The sequence below is a fragment of the Pseudomonas sp. AC239 genome (genome assembly GCF_979258545.1).
The window spans coordinates 1,871,904-1,891,682 of record NZ_OZ409864.1 but is presented as its reverse complement, the minus strand read 5'-3'; the positions used below and the strand labels follow the sequence as shown (position 1 = coordinate 1,891,682).

Annotated in this window: 19 protein-coding genes; 10 read left to right on the top strand and 9 right to left on the bottom strand. The window is 60.3% G+C overall.

The annotated features are described in order from the left end of the window. Nucleotides 1–11: 11 nt before the first annotated feature. Nucleotides 12–1,412, bottom strand: a complete 1,401-nt coding sequence (gene lpdA / locus ACZ0AZ_RS08790; RefSeq protein WP_463537225.1) for a dihydrolipoyl dehydrogenase — start codon at nucleotides 1,410–1,412, stop codon at nucleotides 12–14. 202 nt (nucleotides 1,413–1,614) lie between these two features. Here lpdA and hflK (ACZ0AZ_RS08785) point away from each other — a divergent pair, with 202 nt between their 5' ends. From hflK (ACZ0AZ_RS08785) to cfaB, 5 genes are all read left to right on the top strand, one after another. Beyond that, nucleotides 1,615–3,573, top strand: a complete 1,959-nt coding sequence (hflK, locus tag ACZ0AZ_RS08785) for a protease modulator HflK (RefSeq protein WP_463537224.1) — start codon at nucleotides 1,615–1,617, stop codon at nucleotides 3,571–3,573. Further along, nucleotides 3,570–4,613: a protease modulator HflC gene (gene hflC / locus ACZ0AZ_RS08780; protein WP_463537223.1), complete on the top strand. Its 1,044-nt coding sequence runs from the start codon at nucleotides 3,570–3,572 to the stop codon at nucleotides 4,611–4,613. Before hflK (ACZ0AZ_RS08785) ends, hflC begins: the two co-directional genes overlap by 4 nt. Further along, nucleotides 4,610–5,659, top strand: coding sequence for a protease modulator HflK (gene hflK / locus ACZ0AZ_RS08775; RefSeq protein ID WP_463537222.1), 1,050 nt, complete (start codon nucleotides 4,610–4,612; stop codon nucleotides 5,657–5,659). Before hflC ends, hflK (ACZ0AZ_RS08775) begins: the two co-directional genes overlap by 4 nt. Further along, nucleotides 5,656–7,566 carry a cation-translocating P-type ATPase gene (locus ACZ0AZ_RS08770; RefSeq protein ID WP_463537221.1) on the top strand — a complete coding sequence of 637 codons (1,911 nt, stop codon included), beginning with the start codon at nucleotides 5,656–5,658 and terminating at the stop codon, nucleotides 7,564–7,566. Before hflK (ACZ0AZ_RS08775) ends, ACZ0AZ_RS08770 begins: the two co-directional genes overlap by 4 nt. A gap of 176 nt (nucleotides 7,567–7,742) precedes the next feature. Further along, on the top strand, nucleotides 7,743–8,930 hold the full coding sequence (cfaB, locus tag ACZ0AZ_RS08765) for a C17 cyclopropane fatty acid synthase CfaB (protein WP_463537220.1): 1,188 nt from the start codon (nucleotides 7,743–7,745) through the stop codon (nucleotides 8,928–8,930). A gap of 10 nt (nucleotides 8,931–8,940) precedes the next feature. On the opposite strand, the gene cls is transcribed toward cfaB, so the two are convergent. Next, nucleotides 8,941–10,380, bottom strand: a complete 1,440-nt coding sequence (cls, locus tag ACZ0AZ_RS08760) for a cardiolipin synthase (RefSeq protein WP_129997998.1) — start codon at nucleotides 10,378–10,380, stop codon at nucleotides 8,941–8,943. 131 nt (nucleotides 10,381–10,511) lie between these two features. Between cls and ACZ0AZ_RS08755 the strand changes: the two genes are divergently transcribed. After that, nucleotides 10,512–11,030, top strand: coding sequence for a DUF3617 domain-containing protein (locus tag ACZ0AZ_RS08755; protein WP_129997997.1), 519 nt, complete (start codon nucleotides 10,512–10,514; stop codon nucleotides 11,028–11,030). 82 nt (nucleotides 11,031–11,112) lie between these two features. Here ACZ0AZ_RS08755 and ACZ0AZ_RS08750 read toward each other — a convergent pair whose 3' ends face one another. The 5 genes from ACZ0AZ_RS08750 to ACZ0AZ_RS08730 all read right to left on the bottom strand — a co-directional run bounded on the left by ACZ0AZ_RS08750 (nucleotide 11,113) and on the right by ACZ0AZ_RS08730 (nucleotide 14,891). Continuing rightward, nucleotides 11,113–11,988 (bottom strand): metal ABC transporter substrate-binding protein, encoded by an 876-nt coding sequence (locus ACZ0AZ_RS08750; RefSeq protein WP_463537219.1) that lies wholly within the window; start codon nucleotides 11,986–11,988, stop codon nucleotides 11,113–11,115. A gap of 11 nt (nucleotides 11,989–11,999) precedes the next feature. Then, nucleotides 12,000–12,869: a metal ABC transporter permease gene (locus ACZ0AZ_RS08745; RefSeq protein ID WP_310402887.1), complete on the bottom strand. Its 870-nt coding sequence runs from the start codon at nucleotides 12,867–12,869 to the stop codon at nucleotides 12,000–12,002. Continuing rightward, the gene (locus ACZ0AZ_RS08740) at nucleotides 12,869–13,537 is read right to left on the bottom strand and encodes a metal ABC transporter ATP-binding protein (RefSeq protein WP_463537218.1); all 669 of its coding nucleotides are present in this window, start codon (nucleotides 13,535–13,537) and stop codon (nucleotides 12,869–12,871) included. Before ACZ0AZ_RS08740 ends, ACZ0AZ_RS08745 begins: the two co-directional genes overlap by 1 nt. Continuing rightward, complete coding sequence (folE2, locus tag ACZ0AZ_RS08735; RefSeq protein ID WP_463537217.1) at nucleotides 13,534–14,430, bottom strand: GTP cyclohydrolase FolE2; 897 nt, start codon at nucleotides 14,428–14,430, stop codon at nucleotides 13,534–13,536. Before folE2 ends, ACZ0AZ_RS08740 begins: the two co-directional genes overlap by 4 nt. An 83-nt stretch (nucleotides 14,431–14,513) precedes the next feature. After that, on the bottom strand, nucleotides 14,514–14,891 hold the full coding sequence (locus tag ACZ0AZ_RS08730) for a glutamine synthetase (protein WP_310402893.1): 378 nt from the start codon (nucleotides 14,889–14,891) through the stop codon (nucleotides 14,514–14,516). 203 nt (nucleotides 14,892–15,094) lie between these two features. Between ACZ0AZ_RS08730 and zigA the strand changes: the two genes are divergently transcribed. Both zigA and ACZ0AZ_RS08720 read left to right on the top strand, forming a co-directional pair. Next, entirely contained in the window at nucleotides 15,095–16,300 is a 1,206-nt protein-coding gene (zigA, locus tag ACZ0AZ_RS08725; protein ID WP_463538770.1) for a zinc metallochaperone GTPase ZigA, read from the top strand. Beyond that, nucleotides 16,300–16,950, top strand: coding sequence for a DUF1826 domain-containing protein (locus tag ACZ0AZ_RS08720; protein WP_039757254.1), 651 nt, complete (start codon nucleotides 16,300–16,302; stop codon nucleotides 16,948–16,950). Before zigA ends, ACZ0AZ_RS08720 begins: the two co-directional genes overlap by 1 nt. Nucleotides 16,951–16,953: 3 nt before the next feature. On the opposite strand, the gene ACZ0AZ_RS08715 is transcribed toward ACZ0AZ_RS08720, so the two are convergent. Then, nucleotides 16,954–17,310 (bottom strand): hypothetical protein, encoded by a 357-nt coding sequence (locus tag ACZ0AZ_RS08715; protein WP_039757255.1) that lies wholly within the window; start codon nucleotides 17,308–17,310, stop codon nucleotides 16,954–16,956. A gap of 40 nt (nucleotides 17,311–17,350) precedes the next feature. Here ACZ0AZ_RS08715 and ACZ0AZ_RS08710 point away from each other — a divergent pair, with 40 nt between their 5' ends. Then, nucleotides 17,351–18,316: a CobW family GTP-binding protein gene (locus tag ACZ0AZ_RS08710; protein WP_463537216.1), complete on the top strand. Its 966-nt coding sequence runs from the start codon at nucleotides 17,351–17,353 to the stop codon at nucleotides 18,314–18,316. A 6-nt stretch (nucleotides 18,317–18,322) separates the two neighbouring features. Here ACZ0AZ_RS08710 and ACZ0AZ_RS08705 read toward each other — a convergent pair whose 3' ends face one another. Next, the gene (locus ACZ0AZ_RS08705; RefSeq protein ID WP_039757257.1) at nucleotides 18,323–18,736 is read right to left on the bottom strand and encodes a DUF3301 domain-containing protein; all 414 of its coding nucleotides are present in this window, start codon (nucleotides 18,734–18,736) and stop codon (nucleotides 18,323–18,325) included. Between the two features lie 117 nt (nucleotides 18,737–18,853). On the opposite strand from ACZ0AZ_RS08705, the gene pdxY reads away from it, so the two are divergent. Further along, nucleotides 18,854–19,726: a pyridoxal kinase PdxY gene (gene pdxY / locus ACZ0AZ_RS08700; protein WP_463537215.1), complete on the top strand. Its 873-nt coding sequence runs from the start codon at nucleotides 18,854–18,856 to the stop codon at nucleotides 19,724–19,726. Nucleotides 19,727–19,779 lie beyond the last annotated feature (53 nt).

Below are 19,779 nucleotides of genomic sequence, written 5' to 3'. Positions count from 1 at the left end.
AGGTTTGGAAACTACATCTGCGTCGCCATCCCCTCGACATTCATCGCTGCCTGACGCAACGCTTCCGAACGCGTCGGGTGCGGATGGCAGGTAAGGGCAATGTCCTCGGCCGAGGCGCTGAACTCCATCGCCACACAAAACTCGCCGATCATCTCGCTCACGCTCGGCCCGACCAGATGCACGCCGAGCACTTCGTCCGTGCGCTCGTCGGCGAGGACTTTGGCAAAGCCTTCTGTTTCGTGATTGATCTTCGCCCGGCTGTTGGCGGTGAAGGGAAACTTGCCGACCTTGTAGGCACGGCCCTCGGCCTTGAGCTGTTCTTCGGTCTGGCCGACGCTGGCCAGTTCCGGTTGGGTGTAGATGACGTTGGGGATCAGCGCGTAATTGACCTCGCCAGCCTTGCCGTGGATCTGCTCGACGCAGGCCATGGCCTCGTCTTCAGCCTTGTGCGCGAGCATCGGCCCGGACGTGACGTCGCCGATCACCCAGACCCCGGCGGCTTCGGTGCGATGTTGCTGGTTGGCGAGCATGCCGCGCTTGTCGGTACTCAGGCCGACGTTCTCCAGCCCTAGGCCCTGGGTGTATGGCCGGCGCCCGATAGCCACCAGCACATAGTCGGCTTCGATCAGCTCAGCGGTGCCACCGGCGGCAGGCTCGACGCTCAGCTGCACGCCTGTAGCTGAACTGGTGGCGCTGGTGACCTTGGAGCTCAATTTGAAGGCGATGCCTTGCTTGCTCAGCGCGCGCTGCAAGGTCTTGCCGGCCTCGCCATCGACGCCGGGGCAGATGCGATCAAGGTATTCGACCACGGTGACCTGCGCGCCGAGTCGCCGCCACACCGAACCCAGCTCCAGGCCGATCACCCCGGCGCCAATCACTACCAGGTGCTTGGGCACTTCACTCAGCGACAACGCGCCAGTGGAATCGAGGATGCGCTGGTTGTCGATCTCGACGCCGGGCAGGGGAGTGGGTTCGGAGCCGGTGGCAATGATGATGTCCTTGGCGGTGAGCTCGGTCTTGTTGCCCTGTTCGTCAGTCACCGAGACTTTGCCGGGGCCGTCGATGTGGCCCCAGCCCTTGATCCAGTCGACTTTGTTTTTGCGAAACAGAAATTCAATGCCCTTGGTCAGGCCAGCAACGCTTTCGTCCTTCTGCTTCATCATCTGCGCGAGGTTCAGTGTTGGTTTGACCTCAATGCCGAGATTGGCGAACTCGGTGCCCACTGCAGCGGCGTACAGCTCTGAGGCGTGCAACAAGGCTTTGGACGGCATGCAACCAACGTTGAGGCAGGTGCCGCCGAGGGTCGCACGTCCTTCGACGCAAGCGGCTTTGAGGCCAAGCTGGCCGGCGCGGATCGCTGCGTTATAACCGCCGGGGCCGCCGCCCAGAATTACTACGTCATAGTTGCTCATGCGCTTGCTCCACATTGCTCGTTGGGGATAGCCAAGATTAGTCGCGATAAAAATTATGTACGTAATATGAGCTTTGCCGGACATTTCGGTCAAGGCTTCAGGCAAGCGACAGCTGCGGCGTTTTTGAATAGCGGTAAATGTGTACGAATATTTCACAGTTTCCGTTATATCGTAACGCTAAGACCAATTTAGCCGGGGTGATATGCAAGTCGATCTTGAGTTGGACGCTACGCCAGTAGCCGGCCTGCCGCGCTTTCAGCAAGCTGGCGAGCAGGGACGCAGGTTGCGTTGGCTGGCTTGCGGACTCGGCGGGTTGGCCGGGCTGGGCTGGCTGTTGGCGTTTTTCATCGGCTTATTTGCGCCGCAATCCGTGTGGTTGCCGTTGTTGGTCAATCAGAGCGCAGCGTTGCTGGTGCTGGTTGCCGGGCTGCAATCGGCCTGGTGGGTGGCGCAATGGCGCGCGCGGGTGATGCATCCGCCAACTGCGCAACCGGGGGTGGAGGAGGGCGTCGCTGCCGAAGGTTGGTACGAGAGGCTGCTGGAGCGATTGAGTCTGCGCGGCCGGTATTTGCTAGGACAAATCGGCGCGCCGGCATTGTGGCTCGCTGGCTGGGCATTGCTGGTTCTGCTCAGCACCGAGCAAGTGTGGAGTCTCGCTTTACCTGCGGCGGCCTTGGGCCTGTCGGCAAACGTTGGTGCAGCATTGACGTTGTTGCTGGCCTTCGCCTTGCTGGTGCTGGAGCGGCAACTGGCGCAGGAGCCGCCAGCGCAGTGGCCAGAAGCGGCTGCGCTGGCGCAACTGACCCGCGTGGTGATCATCACCCTGTTGATCGGTGCACTGTGTCTGTTGTTTGCCAGCGAGCACGCCGTCTGGCCGATTCGCGTTGCAGTGCTCAGCGCAATCTTGCCGATGCTGGTTGCCCTTGAACTGTTGTTGCGCGCGGCGCTGTCGGTCTTCAGCCCGCGCCGCGAACAACTCGAACCGACCCTGCTGGCGCGCAGTTTTATCGCCGATATGCTGCGCTGGCCGCCGCAGCCGTGGCTGGCGTTACAGCATGAAATGCACAACCGTTTCGGCATTGATCTGCGCCAGATCTGGGCGTTCAGTTACATGCGCCGGGCGTTGTTGCCGGTGTTGGCAGTGGTCGCCCTTAGCGGTTGGCTGCTGACAGGGGTACATGAAATTCCCCTGCAAGGTCGCGGCATCTATGAGCGCTTCGGTAAACCGGTACAGGTTTTCGGCCCGGGTTTGCATAGCGGGTTGCCTTGGCCATTGGGGCGTGTGATCTCCGTTGAAAACGGCGTGGTCCATGAACTGGCGACCAGTGTCAACGACAAGCCAATCACCGTGCCGTCCGACTCCGCTGAAGGCCCAGCGCCGCTGACCGCCAACCGTTTGTGGGACGCCAGCCACGTTAATGACAAGTCCCAGGTCATCGCCAGCAGCCGGGGCACGCAGCAGGGCCTGCAAATCGTCAACATGGACGTGCGCTTCGTCTATCGCATCGGTTTGAACGACGAGGCGGCACTCGCCGCGACTTATAACAGCGCCGATGTACCGACGCTGATTCGCAGCACCGCCAGCCGCATTCTGGTTCACGATTTTGCCTCGCGCACTCTCGACGGACTGCTCGGCGACGACAGGGCAGGGCTGGCCGAGGAAATCGGTCGCGCAGTGCAAAGTGATCTGAACAGATTGAACAGCGGCGTGGAGATCCTCGCCACAGTCGTCGAAGCGATTCATCCACCGGCCGGCGCGGCGAATGCCTATCACAGTGTGCAAGCGGCGCAGATCGGCGCGCGGGCGTTGATCGCTCGCGAACGCGGGGCGGCTGCGCAGGCCACTAACGAGGCGCAGTTGCAGGCGAGTACGGCGCGGGATCAGGCAACGGCCAATGCGCGGGAAATCAACGCCGCTGCGCAAACGGCAGACCTTAAATTCAGCGCCGAGCAAAAAGCCTTCGCCAGTGCTGGCCAGGCCTTCGTGCTCGAGCAATATTTCAGCCAGCTCAGTCAGGGCTTGAGGAAAGCCAGGTTGCTGGTGCTCGATCATCGACTCGGCGGCAGCGCAAATGCGCCAACCATCGATCTGCGCACTTTCACGCTGCCGGCTGATCCGTCGCCCGCCCGTACCACCGCTCAACCAGGAGCCACCCATTGAGCCAGTCGCCTGTTCATGACGTTCACGACCACAGCGGCCACGACCATGGCCACGGCGGGCATCACCATCATCATGGTCATCACCATCATCACGGCGATCCGCAAGAGGCCGGTCCATTTCCATGGCGGCGTATGGCTTGGGCTGCGTTGCTGGTGGCGTTTGCCATTGCCGCCGCGAGTCTGGTGCAAGTGCGCTCCGGTGAAGCCACAGTCATCACCCGTTTCGGTAATCCGTCGAGGGTCTTGCTCGATCCCGGATTGAGCTGGCGCTGGCCTGCGCCGTTCGAAGCAGCGATTCCGGTGGACTTGCGTCTACGTACCACCTCAAGTGGTTTGCAGGACGTAGGCACCAAGGACGGTTTGCGCATCATCGTTCAGGCCTACGTCGCGTGGCAGGTGCAGGGTGATCCTGAACACGTGCAGCGCTTCATGCGTGCCGTGCAGAATCAGCCGGACGAGGCGGCGCGGCAGATTCGCACCTTTGTCGGCTCGGCACTGGAGACCACGGCCAGCAGTTTCGATCTGGCCAATCTGGTCAACACTGATGCCAAACAAGTGCGCATCGGTGATTTTGAAGCGCAGTTGCGTCAGCAGATCGACCAACAGTTGCTCGCCACTTATGGCGTGCGTGTGGTGCAGGTGGGTATCGAGCGGCTGACTTTGCCCTCGGTCACGCTCATTGCAACGGTCGATCGCATGCGCGCCGAGCGTGAAACCATTGCTACGGAACGTACAGCCATTGGCAAACGCGAAGCGGCGCAAATTCGCTCCGCCGCCGAGCGCGATGCGCGAATAGTCCAGGCTGATGCAACGGTGAAAGCCGCTGACATTGAAGCGCAGTCACGGGTTGAGGCTGCGCAGATTTATGGTCGCGCCTACGCCAGCGCGCCGCAGCTTTACAACCTGCTGCGCTCGCTCGATACCCTCGGCACCATTGTCACACCGGAAACCAAACTGATTCTGCGCACCGATGCTGCGCCGTTCCGTGTGTTGGTCGACGGCCCACCGGCGCTCGACAACAAAGCCGGATCGCAACCATGAGCGAAGAAGTTCCACGTGGAACACATGCGTTGAACAGTCCGTGGATTCAGGCCGGTCGTCTGACCTTCATCGCCTTGTACGTGATCACTGTTTTGGCCGCATTAGCATGGGGGGTCTCGAATGTCCGGCAGATTGATCCGCAAAACCGCGCAGTAGTACTGCACTTCGGTGCGCTGGACCGCGTTCAGAATGCCGGACTGTTATGGGCGTGGCCGCAGCCGTTTGAGCAGGTGGTTCTGTTGCCGGCGGCGGATCGGGTGATCGAGCGTCGAGTAGGAAATCTGTTGCGCAGTGACGAGGCGCTGAAGGCAGACCGGGTAGCGTCCTTCGCCACGCCATTGAGCGATGCACTCGCTGGGTCTGGTTATTTATTGACCGGTGACGCCGGCGTAGTGCAATTGGACGTGCGAGTGTTTTACCAAGTCTCCGATCCCTATGCGTTCGTGTTACAGGGCGAACATGTACTGCCGGCACTCGATCGGTTGGTAACGCGTAGCGCCGTGGCCCTGACCGCCGCGCGAGATCTCGACACTATTCTGGTCGCTCGCCCGGAATTGGTGGGCGCCGACAATCAGGCGGCCGAGCGGCGCGAGCGATTGCGCGGTGATCTGGTGCAAGGCATCAACGCGCGTCTCGCCGAGCTGAAGGCGAGCGGTCAGGGCATCGGTATCGAGGTGTCACGGGTCGATGTGCAATCGAGTCTGCCGGAGCCCGCGGTCAGTGCCTTCAATGCGGTCCTCACCGCCAGTCAGCAGGCCGATAAAGCCGTGGCCAATGCGCGAACCGAGGCGGAAAAGCTTACGCAATCTGCCAACGAACAGGCTGATCGCACGCTGCAGGTGGCTCACGCGCAGGCGAGCGAGCGCCTCGCGAAATCCTCGGCCGATACTGCTACCGTCTCAAGTCTGGCCACGTCTGCCGATCCGCAAATGCTCCTGCGTCTGTATCGCGAGCGCATGCCGAAAATTCTCGGTCAGGCCGGCTCGGTCACTAGCGTGAACCCGAAAGACGATTCCCGGTTGATCATTCAAGGAGCCAGTCAATGACCGCGAACACTGTTGCTCCAAGTCTCTTGTCTTCGGCCGAACAACGTCGCGCCGCGCGTCAGTTGACCCTGGCGATGCTTGCGCTCGGACTGCTGGGCCTGGGTTTGCTCTGGCGCTGGACAGTCCCTGAGCAGATTGGCGTGAGTCAGTTATTGCTCGGTTTTGCCTCTCTATTGGTAGCGGTTCCGGTGATGCGTTCGGCGTGGTACAGCCTGCGTTATCCAAGCCTGCACGGCATCACCGATCAGTTGATCGCGCTGGCCATGCTCGGTGCCTGGGCGACTGGTGATCTGCTCACCGCGGCGTTGTTGCCGATCATCATGATCTTCGGCCATGTGCTTGAAGAGCGCAGCGTCATCGGTTCCCAGGAAGCAATCAACGCGCTTGGCCAGTTGACCCGCAGCCATGCGCGCAAGCTTCAAGCGGACGGTTCGATCATCGAAGTGGACAACGGCATGCTCAGCGCGGGCGATGTTGTCGAGGTGCGGGCCGGTGATCGGGTGCCGGCGGACGGTCGTGTGTTATCCGGCCAAGCGAGTCTCGATACGGCGTCGATTACCGGTGAGTCGGTACCGGTGGAAGCGGGCGTCGGCATGCTGGTGTTCGGCGGCGCGATCAACCTCGATGGATTGCTGCGTGTCGAAGTCACTCGCACCGGCGACGAATCCACTTTGGGCAAAGTCATCGCTTTGATGCAGAACGCCGAGCGTTCGAAACCGCCGATCACGCGATTGCTCGAACGCTATGCCGGCAGTTACATGGTGCTGGTCTTGCTGCTGGCAGCGGTGACCTGGTTCGCCACCAACGATGCACAGGCGATGCTCGCGGTGTTGGTGGCAGCGTGTCCGTGTGCATTGGTGCTCTCGGCGCCGGCCACGGCAATTGCCGGTGTCGCCGTTGCTGCGCGCCATGGGATTCTGATTCGCAGCTCGGCATTTCTTGAAGAGCTTGCCGATCTGACCTCGCTGGTGGTCGACAAGACCGGCACGCTGACTTACGGCACGTTGCGCTTGCAGGCGATCGACAGCCTGAACGCGGACACCGCCGAAGCGCAGACACTGGCCGCCAGTCTTGGCGCGGCAAGCGGTCATCCGGTGAGCCGGGCACTTGCGGGGATGGCCGATCAAGAGACCTATTGGCCTCTAACTGATATCCATGAGCGCCAAGGGTTGGGTGTAGTGGCGATGACAGGGAAGGGCGAAGCTGCGCTCGGTCGTCCAGAGTTGTTCGCGCAACTGGGCATCACTACAGCCCGTGTTCCCGAACATGATGGCCCGATCGCCGGCTTGGCTTTGAACGGCAAGTTCCTCGCCTGGCTGTTGCTCGCCGACAGCGTCAAACCGGAAGCACGCATTGCCTTGAACGAATTGCGCGAACTGGGTCTGGGACGGCAGCTGCTGCTGACGGGTGATCGTCAGAGTGTCGCCCGAAGCCTGGCGCAGGAAGTCGGGCTGAATGAAGTCCAGGCGCAAGCGCTACCGGAAGACAAACTAAACCGAGTGCTCAAGGAAATCGATCACGGCTTCCGGCCGATGGTGGTTGGCGATGGCATCAACGATTCACTCGCGCTCAAGGCCGGGGTCGTCGGCGTGGCGATGGGCGCTGGCGGCGCTGACATTGCATTGGCGTCGGCAGACATTGTCCTGATCGGCAGCGATCTGCGTCGCCTCGGTACCTGTGTGCGCTTGAGCCGTCAGTGCCGGCGCACCTTGCAGGTCAATGTAATCATCGGTCTCGGCTGGACGCTGGCCATCGTGGTCTTCGCGGCTTTCGGTTGGCTTGGCGCCGCAGGGGCGATGATCGCAGCGCTGCTGCATAACCTGAGTACCCTGTTGGTGTTGGGCAACGCCGGACGTTTGCTGCGTTTTCAGGAGCCATTGCTCAAGCTCGACGCTCAGGCGAAATGAAAGAAAATTCATCGAACCGCGGGCTGAACAGGCAGTCATTTATCGTAAGGCGCGTGGTATCTGCTGTTCAGCCGAGGCGCTGGTAACGATAGACACGGCTAATCGAATCGATAGCCTGCTATTTTTTCAGGTTGGTCTACCCTCAGATCAGACGTCTGAAACAAGGGGGATTTTCCATGCTCGCGCAACTTCCACCGGCCTTGCAGAACCTGCAGCTACCGCTTCGCCTGCGACTCTGGGACGGCCATGAGTTCAATCTGGGCCCGGCGCCCAGCGTGACCATCGTCGTCAAGGACCCGCAGATGGTCACTCAATTTACCCACCCAAGCCTGGATGCGCTGGGTGCGGCGTTCGTCGAAGGCAAGCTGGAACTGGAGGGCTCGATCAGCGAGGTCATCCGGGTTTGCGACGAATTGAGCAGTGCGCTGCTCGACGAGGAAGAAGGCAGCCAGCCAGTGCGTGCGCATCACGACAAAGACACTGACGCCAAAGCCATTTCCTACCACTACGACCTGTCGAATGCGTTCTACCAGCTGTGGCTGGACAGCGACATGGTGTATTCCTGTGCCTATTTCGAAACCGGCAGCGAAACCCTCGAGCAGGCGCAGCAAGCCAAATTCCGCCATCTCTGCCGCAAGCTGCGTTTGCAGCCGGGCGAGTATCTGCTGGATGTCGGCTGTGGTTGGGGCGGTCTGGCGCGGTACGCGGCGCGAGAATTCGGTGTGAAAGTTTTCGGTATTACTTTGAGCAAGGAGCAATTGGCGCTGGCGCAGGAGCGGGTCAAGGCCGAAGGGCTGGAAGACCAGGTCGAGCTGCAGTTGCTCGACTATCGCGATCTGCCGCAGGACGCTCGCTTCGACAAGGTTGTCAGCGTCGGCATGTTCGAACACGTCGGCCACGCCAATCTCGCCGAGTATTGCGCGACGTTGTTCGGCGCGGTGAAGGAGGGCGGGCTGGTGATGAACCATGGGATCACCGCCAAGCACACCGATGGCCGTCCGGTGGGACGCGGTGCTGGCGACTTCATCGAAAAATACGTTTTCCCCAACGGCGAGTTGCCGCATCTGTCGATGATCTCAGCCGAGATCAGTGAAGCCGGGCTGGAAATCGTCGATGTCGAAAGCCTGCGCCTGCATTACGCGCGCACGCTTGATCACTGGAGCGAGCGACTGGAAGACAACCTCGAAGCCGCGGCGAAGCTGGTACCCGAGCAAGCGTTACGTATCTGGCGCCTGTACCTGGCTGGTTGCGCATATGCGTTCGCGCGGGGCTGGATCAATCTGCATCAGATCCTCGCCGTAAAAGCGCATGCGGATGGCAGCCACGAACTGCCGTGGACCCGCGACGACATCTACCACCCCTGAAACGGGGCGCTCAGAGTATCGGCGAAATCAGCCGGGCGATCCGCATGCCGACCTGTTGCAGGCGGTGGATCTCCCGGCTTTCTTCTTTAGCCACTTCATCGGCTTGGGCGAAATCCTCGTTGAGCATGCGTTCCACGGAGGCGGCGAACTCGCTGTCAACGGTCAACAACATCACTTCGAAATTCAGGCGGAACGAGCGATTGTCCAGATTGGCGCTGCCGATGGCGCTGATCTCGCTGTCGATCAATACCACTTTCTGGTGCAGAAAACCCGGTCGATAGCGGAACACCCGAACGCCGGCACGCACCGCCTCAAAGGCATACAGGCTGGACGCGGCATAGACGATGCGGTGATCAGGCCGCGACGGCAACAGCAGTCGAACATCGACCCCGCGTAGCACCGCCAGCCTCAATGCCGCGAACACCGCTTCGTCCGGGACGAAGTAAGGGCTGGTGATCCATACCCGCTGCGTTGCCGCATGAATGGCTTCGACGAAAAACAGCGAGCAGGTTTCGTAGGCATCCGCCGGACCGCTGGCGAGCAATTGGCAAAGCACGCCATCCTCCGGATACGCATCCGGGAGGATCAACGGTGGCAATGTTCGAGCAGCCCAGAACCAGTCTTCGGCAAACGATTCCTGCATGCAGGCCACCACCGGCCCGCGTACTTTGACGTGGGTGTCACGCCACGGCGCCAATGGCGGCTTCTCACCCATGTATTCATCGCCGACGTTATGCCCGCCGACAAACCCGACTACGCCATCGACCACGACGATTTTTCGGTGGTTGCGGAAGTTGACCTGAAAGCGGTTGAGCCAGCCGCTGCGTGTGGCGAAGGCTTTGACCTCGACGCCGGCATCACGCAGCGCTTGCACGTAATGATGGGGCAGGGCGTGGCTGCCAATGCGGTCGTAGAGTAAGTGAACGGAAACGCCTTCGGCGGCCTTCTTCAACAGCAAGTCACGCAAGCGCTGGCCGAGCCGATCGTCGTGGATGATGAAAAACTGGATCAGCACGGCTTCCTTCGCTTGTGCGATCGCCTGGAAAATCGCATCGAAGGTCGCGGTGCCGTTCACCAGCAGTTGCACTTCGTTGTTCGCCAGGCACGGCATGCGCCCCAGTTTAGGCATCGCGCGCAGTGAGGCGTAGGCACTCGAAGCGCGAGCGGCGAGGGCTTCTTCCACCCACGGGCGCCAGTTCAGTTCGGAGATGGCCAGGCGCATCTGCTCGTTTGCCTGGCGGCGGGCCTTGATGTAGCCATCGAAGGTGCTGCGACCAAAGACCAGATACGGAATAAGCGTGAGGTAAGGAATGAAGATCAGCGACAATGCCCAGGCGATCGAGCCTTGCGCGGTGCGCACGGTGAGCACCGCATGGATCGCCGCGATCGACCCGAGTGTGTGCAACAGGGCGATCAGGTAACCGAAAATGTGCGGTCCGAAAAAATCCATGGGGCAGCCTTGCTCCGCGAAATGCAATGCTTAACAGACCATGTTCTGCGGCGAATGTCTCTATTTAATCGGTGCATGAACCGACGCAACCGGCCGGCGTCTAACGGCCACAACTGATCAGGAGTTTCTCGATGAACGTTCGTCTGCTGGGTTTGGCGCTGGGCATGGGTTTGGCTTTGCCGGTGGTTGCACAGGCACAAATGCTGCAGCCGGGGTTGTGGGAAATGTCTTCGAGCAATCTGAAGGTCGATGATCAGGCCATGGACGTGCAATCGATTCTTGGCCAGATCCAAGGCCAGATCACTCCGCAGCAGCGCGCGGCGTTGGAGAAGAATGGCATCAATATCGGCGGCAAAGGCATCCGCGCCTGCCTGACACCGCAGCAAGTGGCGACCAACGACATTCCGTTGGCCGACCCGCAATCGGGCTGCAAACAACAGATCACCGAGCGCACCGGCAACCAATGGAAATTCCGCTTCAGCTGCCCGAAAGCCCAAGGCACCGGCGTAGCGACGTTCCTCAGTGACCGCGAATTCACCACCGTCGCCAATGGCACCTTCAACGCCATTGGCATCAACCAGAAAGGCAGTCTGGAAACCCGTGCGGTCTGGCTGGGTCAGGATTGCGGTACAGTAAAACCTCGCGCATAAATCCTTCGCCGCGCTCCCCGGCTGGTATCCATTCCAACTGTGGGAGCGAGCCTGCTCGCGAATCGCCAGAACACCACACAGCTCATGGCTGGCTCAACGCCTTGTACAGCGTGTTGAGGTTGTATTCGAACAGACCGGTGAAGGTGCTCGCCGGTCCACTCTCCGCCAGTGCATCCGAGTACAGCGTGCCGCCGATGTGCGCACCGCTTTCATCTGCGATCTGCTTGAGCAGGCGCGCGTCCTTGATGTTTTCCATGAATACCGCTTTGACCTTGGCCTGGCGAATCTGCGTGATCAGCGCAGCCACTTCGGCGGCGGACGGCTCGCGTTCGGTGGACAGACCCTGTGGCGCGATAAAGTCGATGCCATAGGCCTGACCTAGATAGCCGAACGCGTCGTGGCTGGTAACAATCCTGCGACTGCCCGGCGGCAGCGCGCCAAGTTTGCTCTTGGCTTCGGCGAGCAGAGTGTAGATCTGTTTGAGATAGGTCTGGCTGTTGCGCTCGTAGTCAGCCTTGTTGGCCGGGTCGGCGGCAATCAGCGCTTTGGTGATGTTGGCGATATACAACTCGGCGTTCGCCAGATTGTGCCAGGCGTGTGGATCCGGAACGGTTTCGCCGTCTTCATCGAGCGAACGTGGAATCACCCCGCGACTGGCACTGATCACCGTCGCCCTGCTGTCGGTGCTGGTCACCAGGCGATCCAGCCAAGGCTCGAAACCGAGGCCATTCTTGATGATCACTTTGGCTTTGAGCAACGCCTTGGCGTCATCCGGGGTCGGCTCGTAGGTGTGCGCATCGGCATCCGCGCCGACCATGTTGGTGATCTGAACGTGCTCGCCGCCGACCTGATGAACCATGTCGGCGAGGATGCTGAAGCTGGTGACCACCGGCAGTTTTTCGGCGGCCGACAAGGACATCGACAGCATCAGGCTGAACAGCACGAGTAGAGCGCGCATCGGGAAACACCTCATTGGGATGTGAGCAAAGGCGGGCGGCGCAGCAAACCGTGAACCGGTCCCAACACCACCGACAGCAGATAGCCCGCCCCGGCAACCAGCACGATAGCCGGGCCGCTGGGCAGCGAGTAATAGAACGACAGCAGCAAGCCGAGCCACACCGACACGCAGCCCATGACGGCGGCGACGGCAATCAGTATCGGCAAACGACGACTCCAGAATCTCGACGCGGCAGCCGGAAGCATCATCAGCCCGACTACCATCAGTGCGCCGATGGCCTGAAAGCCGATCACCAGATTCAGCACGACCAGGGTCAGGAACACGCCATGAGCCAGTGGCCCGAGGCGACTGACCGTGCGCAAGAACAGCGGGTCCAGTGTGTCCAACAGCAGGGGTTTGTAGATCGCGGCCATGGCCATGAGGCTGATCGCCGAGACCCAAAGCATGCCGGTCAGCGTCGGTCCATCCACGGCTAGCGCCGAGCCGAACAACAGATGCAAAAGATCGAGGCGTTTGCCGGCGAGGCCGAGAATCAGCACGCCGCTGGCCAGTGAGATCGGATAGATCGCGGCGAGGCTGGCGTCCTCGCGCAAACCCGTACGCCGGGTGATCCAGGCCGCCAGTCCGGCCATGCTCAGACCGGCTCCCAGGCCACCGAGGGTGAGGGCGGGAAGGCTCAGACCGGCGAACCAGAATCCCAACGCTGCACCGGGGAGAATGCCGTGGGCGACAGCGTCACCGATCAAGCTCATCCGTCTGAGAATCAGAAACACGCCCAAGGGTGCCGTGCTGCACGCCAGCACCAAGCCGCCAAGCAAGGCCCTGCGCATGAACACGAAGTCGCCGAAGGGTTGCCAGAAATGGCTGAGGGTGGCGAGCATCAGGCCACCTGCATGCGCGCTGTCGGCTGGATCATTTCCCGACTGGCTCCGTACACGCAGTGGCCGTTTTTGATCAGCAGGGTATTCGGAATGTGTTGGCGGACAGCCGCCAGATCATGGCAGACCACGACCAGTGTCCGGCCCTCGGCGTGCCAGTGGTGGATGTGTTGCCAGAGCAGTTGCTGGCCGAGTTCGTCGAGTGCGGCGTGCGGTTCATCGAGCAACAGCACCGGGGCGTTAGCGAGGCTCAGGCGTGCGAGCAAGGCGCGTTGTAACTCACCGCCTGACAGAGCCATCAACGGGCGCTGTTCGAGCCCACTCAAGTGCCAGTCTTCCAATGCGTTTTTCAGTCGCTGTGTGCGCAGTTGTGTCGAGAGCCGACGGCCCCAGAAACCTGCGGCGATGAGCTCTTCGAGGCTGATTGGAAATTGGCGATCAAGGTGCTGCTGTTGCGGCAGAAAGGAAATTCCGCTTTGTCGTGGAACAGCCATGTCAACTTTGCCAGCCAAAGGTTTTTGCAAACCGGCGATGACTTTCAGCAGGCTGCTTTTGCCGCAGCCGTTGGCGCCGATGATGGCGGTCAGGCTGGCGCTTTCGAACTCAAGACTGAGAGGCGTCGTCAGCGGTTGGCCAGGCGTGCCCCAGACCAGCGATTGGCAGCGGATCATGGCTGCTCCCGTTGCCAACTGCTCTCTGCAACAGCGTCGTGGGCATGCAGGCTTTCGGCGTGGATCACGCGAATGTGGAATTGGTTGATGCCGGGCGTGCGTTGCAGTGCCAGGTTGAGACGGCGCGCGGCGTCTTCGCAGAACATCAGGTTCTGCCCATTGGCGAGTGCAAATGCTTGCTCGTCGGGGCGTTTTACTGCGGTCTGCACGGCGGTGCCGAGGGCTGCTTCAGCGTCATTGATGATCGCGGTCAGCGGTAGCTCATCGATGAAGTTGTCGAGTTGCAGGTGCAGTTGTGCGTAGCTGCGTTGGCTGTGCGGTGTCGCTACGATCCCTTTGGTTGAGCCGAGCCATGCCAGGACATCTTCATGTTGCAGAGTCTTGTTAGCGAAATCGTCAATGAATTGCTGTTGGATCAGCTGTCTTGCCAAGGCTGCGGAGCATGGGCACGTCGAGGAATAGGGCAGTTCAATTTTTAGTTCCACGTGGAACATTTGCTGTTTCAGGCTCGCTGAAATGGACGCCGGATAGGATTTCCAGCCGGCTAAGGGGCTGACCAACGCGGGTCGTTTCAGCAACAAGTCAGTGTGAACATTCAGATATGCGCACTCGGATAAGCCTCGGTGGCTTGCCAAAAAACACTCGAGTACCTGATGCAATAAAGCGGGAGAAAGGCTCCGCTGTTCGAGCGCTTCGAGTGCCAAATACAAGCGCGACATGTGAATCCCGCGCGCTTCACTATCATCGAGACTCACGCCAGCGTCGACTCTGGCGCTGAGGCATTGGCCTTCAAGCAAAACGGGCAGAGCGATCTCACGCATTCCCACCCAATCGAGAGGCATTGCCTGGCGTGCAGATTGTGCGGCGATATCCGGGAGAGTAAGAGCATTCATGGTTGAGACCGTCGTATTGACCTCTTTTAACGTTACATTATAACAATCCGTTGGGCGATGCTTTTTTCATGAAAAGGTTTTCACTAGCAGCCCGTCATTCGGCTACAAGTGAACCTTGCGCTGCTACCGCCTGAACTGGAAAAGCGGTTGATGGTCGTCCAGCCGACACGACGGGTATAGCCAACCCAAGCCTCGCCATCGGAGGCGATTCCGGTAAAAAAGGTTAATTGGCCGAAACGGCTGTTGGTCTGCGCCCAATAGCGATGGCCGTCCTTCTCGTATCCGCGCAGGTAAAGCGTGGTGCCCACCGTATTGACGCTATAGGCATTGCCGTCGGCGTCCACGCACGCCAGCAGATTAGCGCTGCGTGTGCAGTGCGCGAGCGCCGGCATCTGCGCTTGGGCTTGGCCGGCCAGCGACATAGCAAAGCTCAAGAGCAGGTATTTCAACCCGTTGTGCATTGGGAATTCTCACGGTCGGTGGTGCGGCAATTTGCGAAATCCTGGGTCGGACTGGCAAGCTTGAGTTGTTATACTATAACATAGCCAGGAACCAGCCTGAGTTGCCGATCAATCGATTGCCTTCGTTGCCCCGCATACATGAAGCGCAATACGCCAAGAGCGATCTAAAGCACAGATCGGCTGCCCTTAACAAGGATTATCCAATGTCAGCCAAATTGCCCGTCACCGTACTTTCAGGATTTCTCGGCGCCGGAAAAAGTACACTTCTGAATTACGTACTACGTAACCGAGACGGCTTGCGCGTTGCGGTGATCGTCAACGATATGAGCGAGATCAACATCGATGGCAGTGAAGTCCAGCGCGATGTCCGCCTGAACCGCGCTGAGGAAAAGCTCATCGAAATGAGCAATGGCTGTATTTGCTGTACGTTGCGAGAAGATCTACTGGAAGAAGTCAGCAAACTCGCCCGCGAAGATCGCTTCGATTACCTTCTGATCGAATCCACCGGCATTTCCGAACCGCTTCCGGTCGCTGAAACCTTCACCTTCCTTGATGAACAGGGGCAAAGCCTCGCTGACATCGCGCGCCTGGATACCATGGTCACGGTCGTCGACGGGGTGAATTTCCTGCTGGATTACCAGGCGGCCGAGAGCCTTGCCTCTCGCGACGAAATGCTCGGTGAAGAAGACCAGCGATCCATCACCGATCTGCTGATCGAGCAGATCGAATTCGCCGACGTCTTGCTGATCAGCAAAATCGACCTGATCAGCCAGCACGAGCGTGAAGAACTCACCGCCATCCTCAAGCGCCTGAATACCCAGGCTGAAATCATTCCAATGGTGATGGGCGAAATCTCACTGGAGAAAATCCTCAACACCGGTCGTTTCGATTTCGAACAGGCCGCACAAGCGCCCGGATGGCTACAGGAATTGCGCGGTGAGCACGTCCCGGAAACACAGGAATACGGCATCGCCTCCACGGCGTACCGCGCCCGCCGGCCATTTCACCCACAACGCTTTTTCAGCTTCATTGATCGGCCTTGGCTGAACGGCAAGCTGCTGCGCTCCAAAGGCTTCTTCTGGCTCGCCAGCAAACCCACCGATGCCGGTAGCTGGTCGCAGGCCGGCGGCTTGATGCGGCATGGATTCGCCGGTCGCTGGTGGCGTTTCGTGCCAAAGAATCAATGGCCCGAGGATCAGGAAAGCGTCCAGACGATCATGGAAAATTGGACCCAAAGCGTAGGAGACTGCCGGCAGGAGCTGGTTTTCATCGGTCAAAACATAGATTTCCTACAACTGTCCGCCGAACTCGATGCCTGTCTGCTGACCGACGAAGAAATGGCAACGGGTGTAGAAGGCTGGCGCTTGCTGCCTGATCCATTCGGTCCTTGGCACGAAGAGGCCGCCTGATGCTCGCACTCAAAGATCAGCCGCTGCTTACCCGTCATCAGCACCAGGGCGTGACCCCGCAAACGTTGACGCGAATCCTGGAAGACCAGACCAATCTCGCCGTCTGGCAACGTCAGCTGCCCGTGCACATTGCCGATTTTGCGCAATTGGTGCTGTCACTCAACGAGCCCTTGGCCGAGTCGCTGTGTCTGGAATTGCCCGACGAAGATGCCGAACCGGATCTCGCCGGTCTGGCTGCAGGGCTGCGTGATCTGCAAGGTTTCGAAGGTTTCATGAGCGATCTTAAATGGCTGATCAGTGCCTTCGCCTGCCTGCTCGGTGCGCGGCGTATCGGCGTGCGTTTGCGTGTGCTGGACAAGGCCATGTGTCCGCGTTTCCACGTCGATCACGTGCCGGTGCGCTTGATCACTACTTACGCTGGCATTGGCAGCCAATGGCTTGAGGAGGGCGCGATGGATCGCCTGCAACTTGGCCAGGCCAATGCCGAACCGCAAGGTGCAGCGTCGATTCGCCAGCTCAACAGCGGCGACGTCGCGTTGCTCAAAGGCGAAAAATGGCACGGCAATGAAGGCTTCGGCCTGATCCATCGTTCGCCGCAACCGGCGCCCGGTGAGCGCCGTCTGCTGCTGACCCTCGACTGGCTCGGCTGAAATTCAGGGCTTGCGCCAGGCGCCCTGGCTCTGGCCTTCGCAATACGGCTTGAGATACGCCGCATCAGTGGCCACGCCGTAATAGTGGATATCCTGGCGATAGGGCATATTGGCGACTTGCGCGTTGCTGCACACGCCGAAAGCGCCGCTGGGGCACTGGTCGACGTATCGCACCTCGACCTTCTGCCCGGCCAGCGTCGGTTGGCAGAAGCCATCATTGAACAATTTCTGCGGAATCGTCCGGTTCTGCTGACAGACTTTGACGTCGAGCCGTTCGCCCTGTGTGTGCACCACGCAGGCCTGAGCCCACGCTTCACTCGACAGCAGCGCCAACAGCAACGACCATCCCGACCAGCGCATCTTCGATCTCCTCAATAACTGTCCGCAGAAAGTACCCGCCATGTTGCAGAACATTCCGACCCACGTCATCGCCGGCCCGTTGGGCGCCGGCAAGACCAGCCTGATTCGCCTGTTGCTGGCGCAACGGCCTGCGGACGAACGGTGGGCGGTGCTGATCAACGAGTTCGGCCAGATCGGTCTGGACGCCGCGTTGCTGACTCGCGACGACGATGGTATCGCACTGGGTGAGGTGGCCGGGGGCTGCCTGTGTTGCGTCAATGGCGCGCCATTCCAGATCGGCCTCGGCCGCCTGCTGCGCAAGGCCAGGCCAGATCGACTGTTTATCGAGCCATCCGGGCTGGGCCATCCGGCGCAGTTGCTCAAGCAATTGAACGAGGCGCCGTGGCTGGGCGTGCTGGCGGTTCAGCCCTGTGTGCTGGTTCTGGACGCTCAGGCATTGCACGCGGGTAGAGCCTTGCCGGACGCCCAGCAGCAAGCGTTGGCCAGCGCGGGTTTGCTGTTGTTGAACAAGGCGGAAGATCTCGATGAAGCGGTTCGAGAGAAAATCGCCAGCCAGTTGCCGCCCGTCAGGCTGATCTGGACGCAGCAAGCCCAGCTATCTCTGAGCGAGCTGCCGGGGCTGAAAGCAAAAGCAAACGAAGGCGCAGGTAACCTGCCGCTGCCCACTGGATTGGCACAGCTGCCAGCGGTCTGGGGAGATCCGGCCGAACCGATTTGCCTGAGTCAGGCGCAGGAGGGTGGGTGGAGCATCGGTTGGCGCTGGCATCCGCGGCAGGTATTTGATCAAGCACGCATCGCCTATTGGCTGAGCGCGCTGGACTGGAAGCGGGCGAAACTGGTTATCCACAGCACGGATGGCTGGGTTTCGGGCAATGCGCTGGAGCATGCCGAGCTGAGTTGGCAAGCCAGCGAATGGCGAAAAGACTCAAGAATCGAGCTGATCTTCGCCGAACCGCAGAACATCGAACAGCTGCAAGCCGGTTTGGCGGAATGCCGGATTCAGTGAGTCAGCTCAAGGCTTCCACTTGGTATGTTCCTGGCGCCACTGGCTCAACTCGATGACTTCGGCGCGAGGCTTGTGCACTTCGAGCACCGGCGGCGTGTCGTCGAACGGCGCCGGGTAGGGCGCCAGTTCAATCTGCGCACTGTGCGCGCCGAACTGGGTGACGGTGCCGTTATGGCGGCTTTCGCCGGTCACGGTGAACTCGAAGTTGTAGACCCGCGCCAGTCGTCGGCGACCGTTGGCATCCTTGATCAAACCGATTTTTTTCAGCGCGACGTTACCGTCCAGCAGCTCGACGCCGACATTGGTGCAATGCTGCTTGACCCGCTCCAGCGCGCGCTCGCGCAGGCCGTGGTTGTGCCATAGCCAGGCACCGGCAGCGGCGAACAGCATCAGCACGAAGATGTTTTCCAGGGTCAGCATCTACATCGAACTCCAAATGATGGCGTCAGCTTAACTGTCTCGCCGGTCTGTCGTACAGGCTGTGTTTCGTCGCATACTGCGCGGCTTGAATTTCAATCGTTTTACGGAATGACCCGAATGAAACGTACGCCTCATCTGCTCGCCATCCAGTCCCACGTGGTGTTTGGCCACGCCGGCAACAGCGCTGCGGTTTTTCCGATGCAGCGCGTCGGGGTCAACGTCTGGCCGCTCAATACCGTGCAGTTCTCCAACCACACCCAGTATGGTCAGTGGGCTGGTGAAGTGCTGGCGCCGCAGCAGATTCCCGAGCTGATCGAAGGCATCGCCGCGATTGGCGAGCTGGGCAACTGCGACGCGGTGCTCTCCGGCTACCTCGGCAGCGCCGCGCAGGGTCGGGCAATTCTCAGCGGCGTGGCGCGGATCAAAGCGGTCAATCCAAAGATGCTGTACCTGTGTGATCCGGTGATGGGCCATCCGGAGAAGGGCTGCAGTGTGCCGACGGAAGTCAGCGACTTTCTGCTCGATGAGGCTGCTGCTGTGGCGGACATCATGTGTCCGAACCAGTTGGAGCTGGACAGCTTTTCCGGGCGCAAGCCGCAGTCGTTGTTCGATTGCCTGGCGATGGCCCGTGCGCTGCTGGGGCGGGGGCCGAAAGCGGTGCTGGTCAAGCATCTGGATTACCCGGGCAAGCCGGCGGATGGTTTTGAAATGCTGCTGGTGACCGCCGAGGGCAGCTGGCATCTGCGCCGTCCGTTGCTGGCGTTTCCGCGTCAGCCAGTGGGCGTCGGCGATCTGACCTCTGGTCTGTTCCTGGCACGGGTGCTGCTGGGCGACAGCCTGCTGGCAGCGTTCGAATTCACCGCAGCGGCGGTGCATGAGGTCTTGCTGGAAACCCAGGCGTGCGCCAGTTATGAGCTGCAACTGGTGCGGGCGCAGGATCGCATTGCGCATCCGCGGGTGAAATTCGAGGCTACAGCGATCAGTCTCTGAGACCGGGTCGTCTTTATTCGCGAGCAGGCTCGCTCCCACAGGAAGAATGCATT

Coding starts and splice junctions, on each gene's coding strand:
- ACZ0AZ_RS08715 (WP_039757255.1), bottom strand. CDS start 17,310: ATGCGCTGGTCGGGATGGTCGTTGCTGTTGGCGCTGCTGTCGAGTGAA.
- lpdA (WP_463537225.1), bottom strand. CDS start 1,412: ATGAGCAACTATGACGTAGTAATTCTGGGCGGCGGCCCCGGCGGTTAT.
- cls (WP_129997998.1), bottom strand. CDS start 10,380: ATGGATTTTTTCGGACCGCACATTTTCGGTTACCTGATCGCCCTGTTG.
- ACZ0AZ_RS08740 (WP_463537218.1), bottom strand. CDS start 13,537: ATGATCCGCTGCCAATCGCTGGTCTGGGGCACGCCTGGCCAACCGCTG.
- hflK (WP_463537224.1), top strand. CDS start 1,615: ATGCAAGTCGATCTTGAGTTGGACGCTACGCCAGTAGCCGGCCTGCCG.
- ACZ0AZ_RS08770 (WP_463537221.1), top strand. CDS start 5,656: ATGACCGCGAACACTGTTGCTCCAAGTCTCTTGTCTTCGGCCGAACAA.
- ACZ0AZ_RS08755 (WP_129997997.1), top strand. CDS start 10,512: ATGAACGTTCGTCTGCTGGGTTTGGCGCTGGGCATGGGTTTGGCTTTG.
- ACZ0AZ_RS08745 (WP_310402887.1), bottom strand. CDS start 12,869: ATGCTCGCCACCCTCAGCCATTTCTGGCAACCCTTCGGCGACTTCGTG.
- pdxY (WP_463537215.1), top strand. CDS start 18,854: ATGAAACGTACGCCTCATCTGCTCGCCATCCAGTCCCACGTGGTGTTT.
- ACZ0AZ_RS08730 (WP_310402893.1), bottom strand. CDS start 14,891: ATGCACAACGGGTTGAAATACCTGCTCTTGAGCTTTGCTATGTCGCTG.
- ACZ0AZ_RS08710 (WP_463537216.1), top strand. CDS start 17,351: ATGTTGCAGAACATTCCGACCCACGTCATCGCCGGCCCGTTGGGCGCC.
- zigA (WP_463538770.1), top strand. CDS start 15,095: ATGTCAGCCAAATTGCCCGTCACCGTACTTTCAGGATTTCTCGGCGCC.
- folE2 (WP_463537217.1), bottom strand. CDS start 14,430: ATGAATGCTCTTACTCTCCCGGATATCGCCGCACAATCTGCACGCCAG.
- hflK (WP_463537222.1), top strand. CDS start 4,610: ATGAGCGAAGAAGTTCCACGTGGAACACATGCGTTGAACAGTCCGTGG.
- ACZ0AZ_RS08705 (WP_039757257.1), bottom strand. CDS start 18,736: ATGCTGACCCTGGAAAACATCTTCGTGCTGATGCTGTTCGCCGCTGCC.
- cfaB (WP_463537220.1), top strand. CDS start 7,743: ATGCTCGCGCAACTTCCACCGGCCTTGCAGAACCTGCAGCTACCGCTT.
- ACZ0AZ_RS08750 (WP_463537219.1), bottom strand. CDS start 11,988: ATGCGCGCTCTACTCGTGCTGTTCAGCCTGATGCTGTCGATGTCCTTG.
- ACZ0AZ_RS08720 (WP_039757254.1), top strand. CDS start 16,300: ATGCTCGCACTCAAAGATCAGCCGCTGCTTACCCGTCATCAGCACCAG.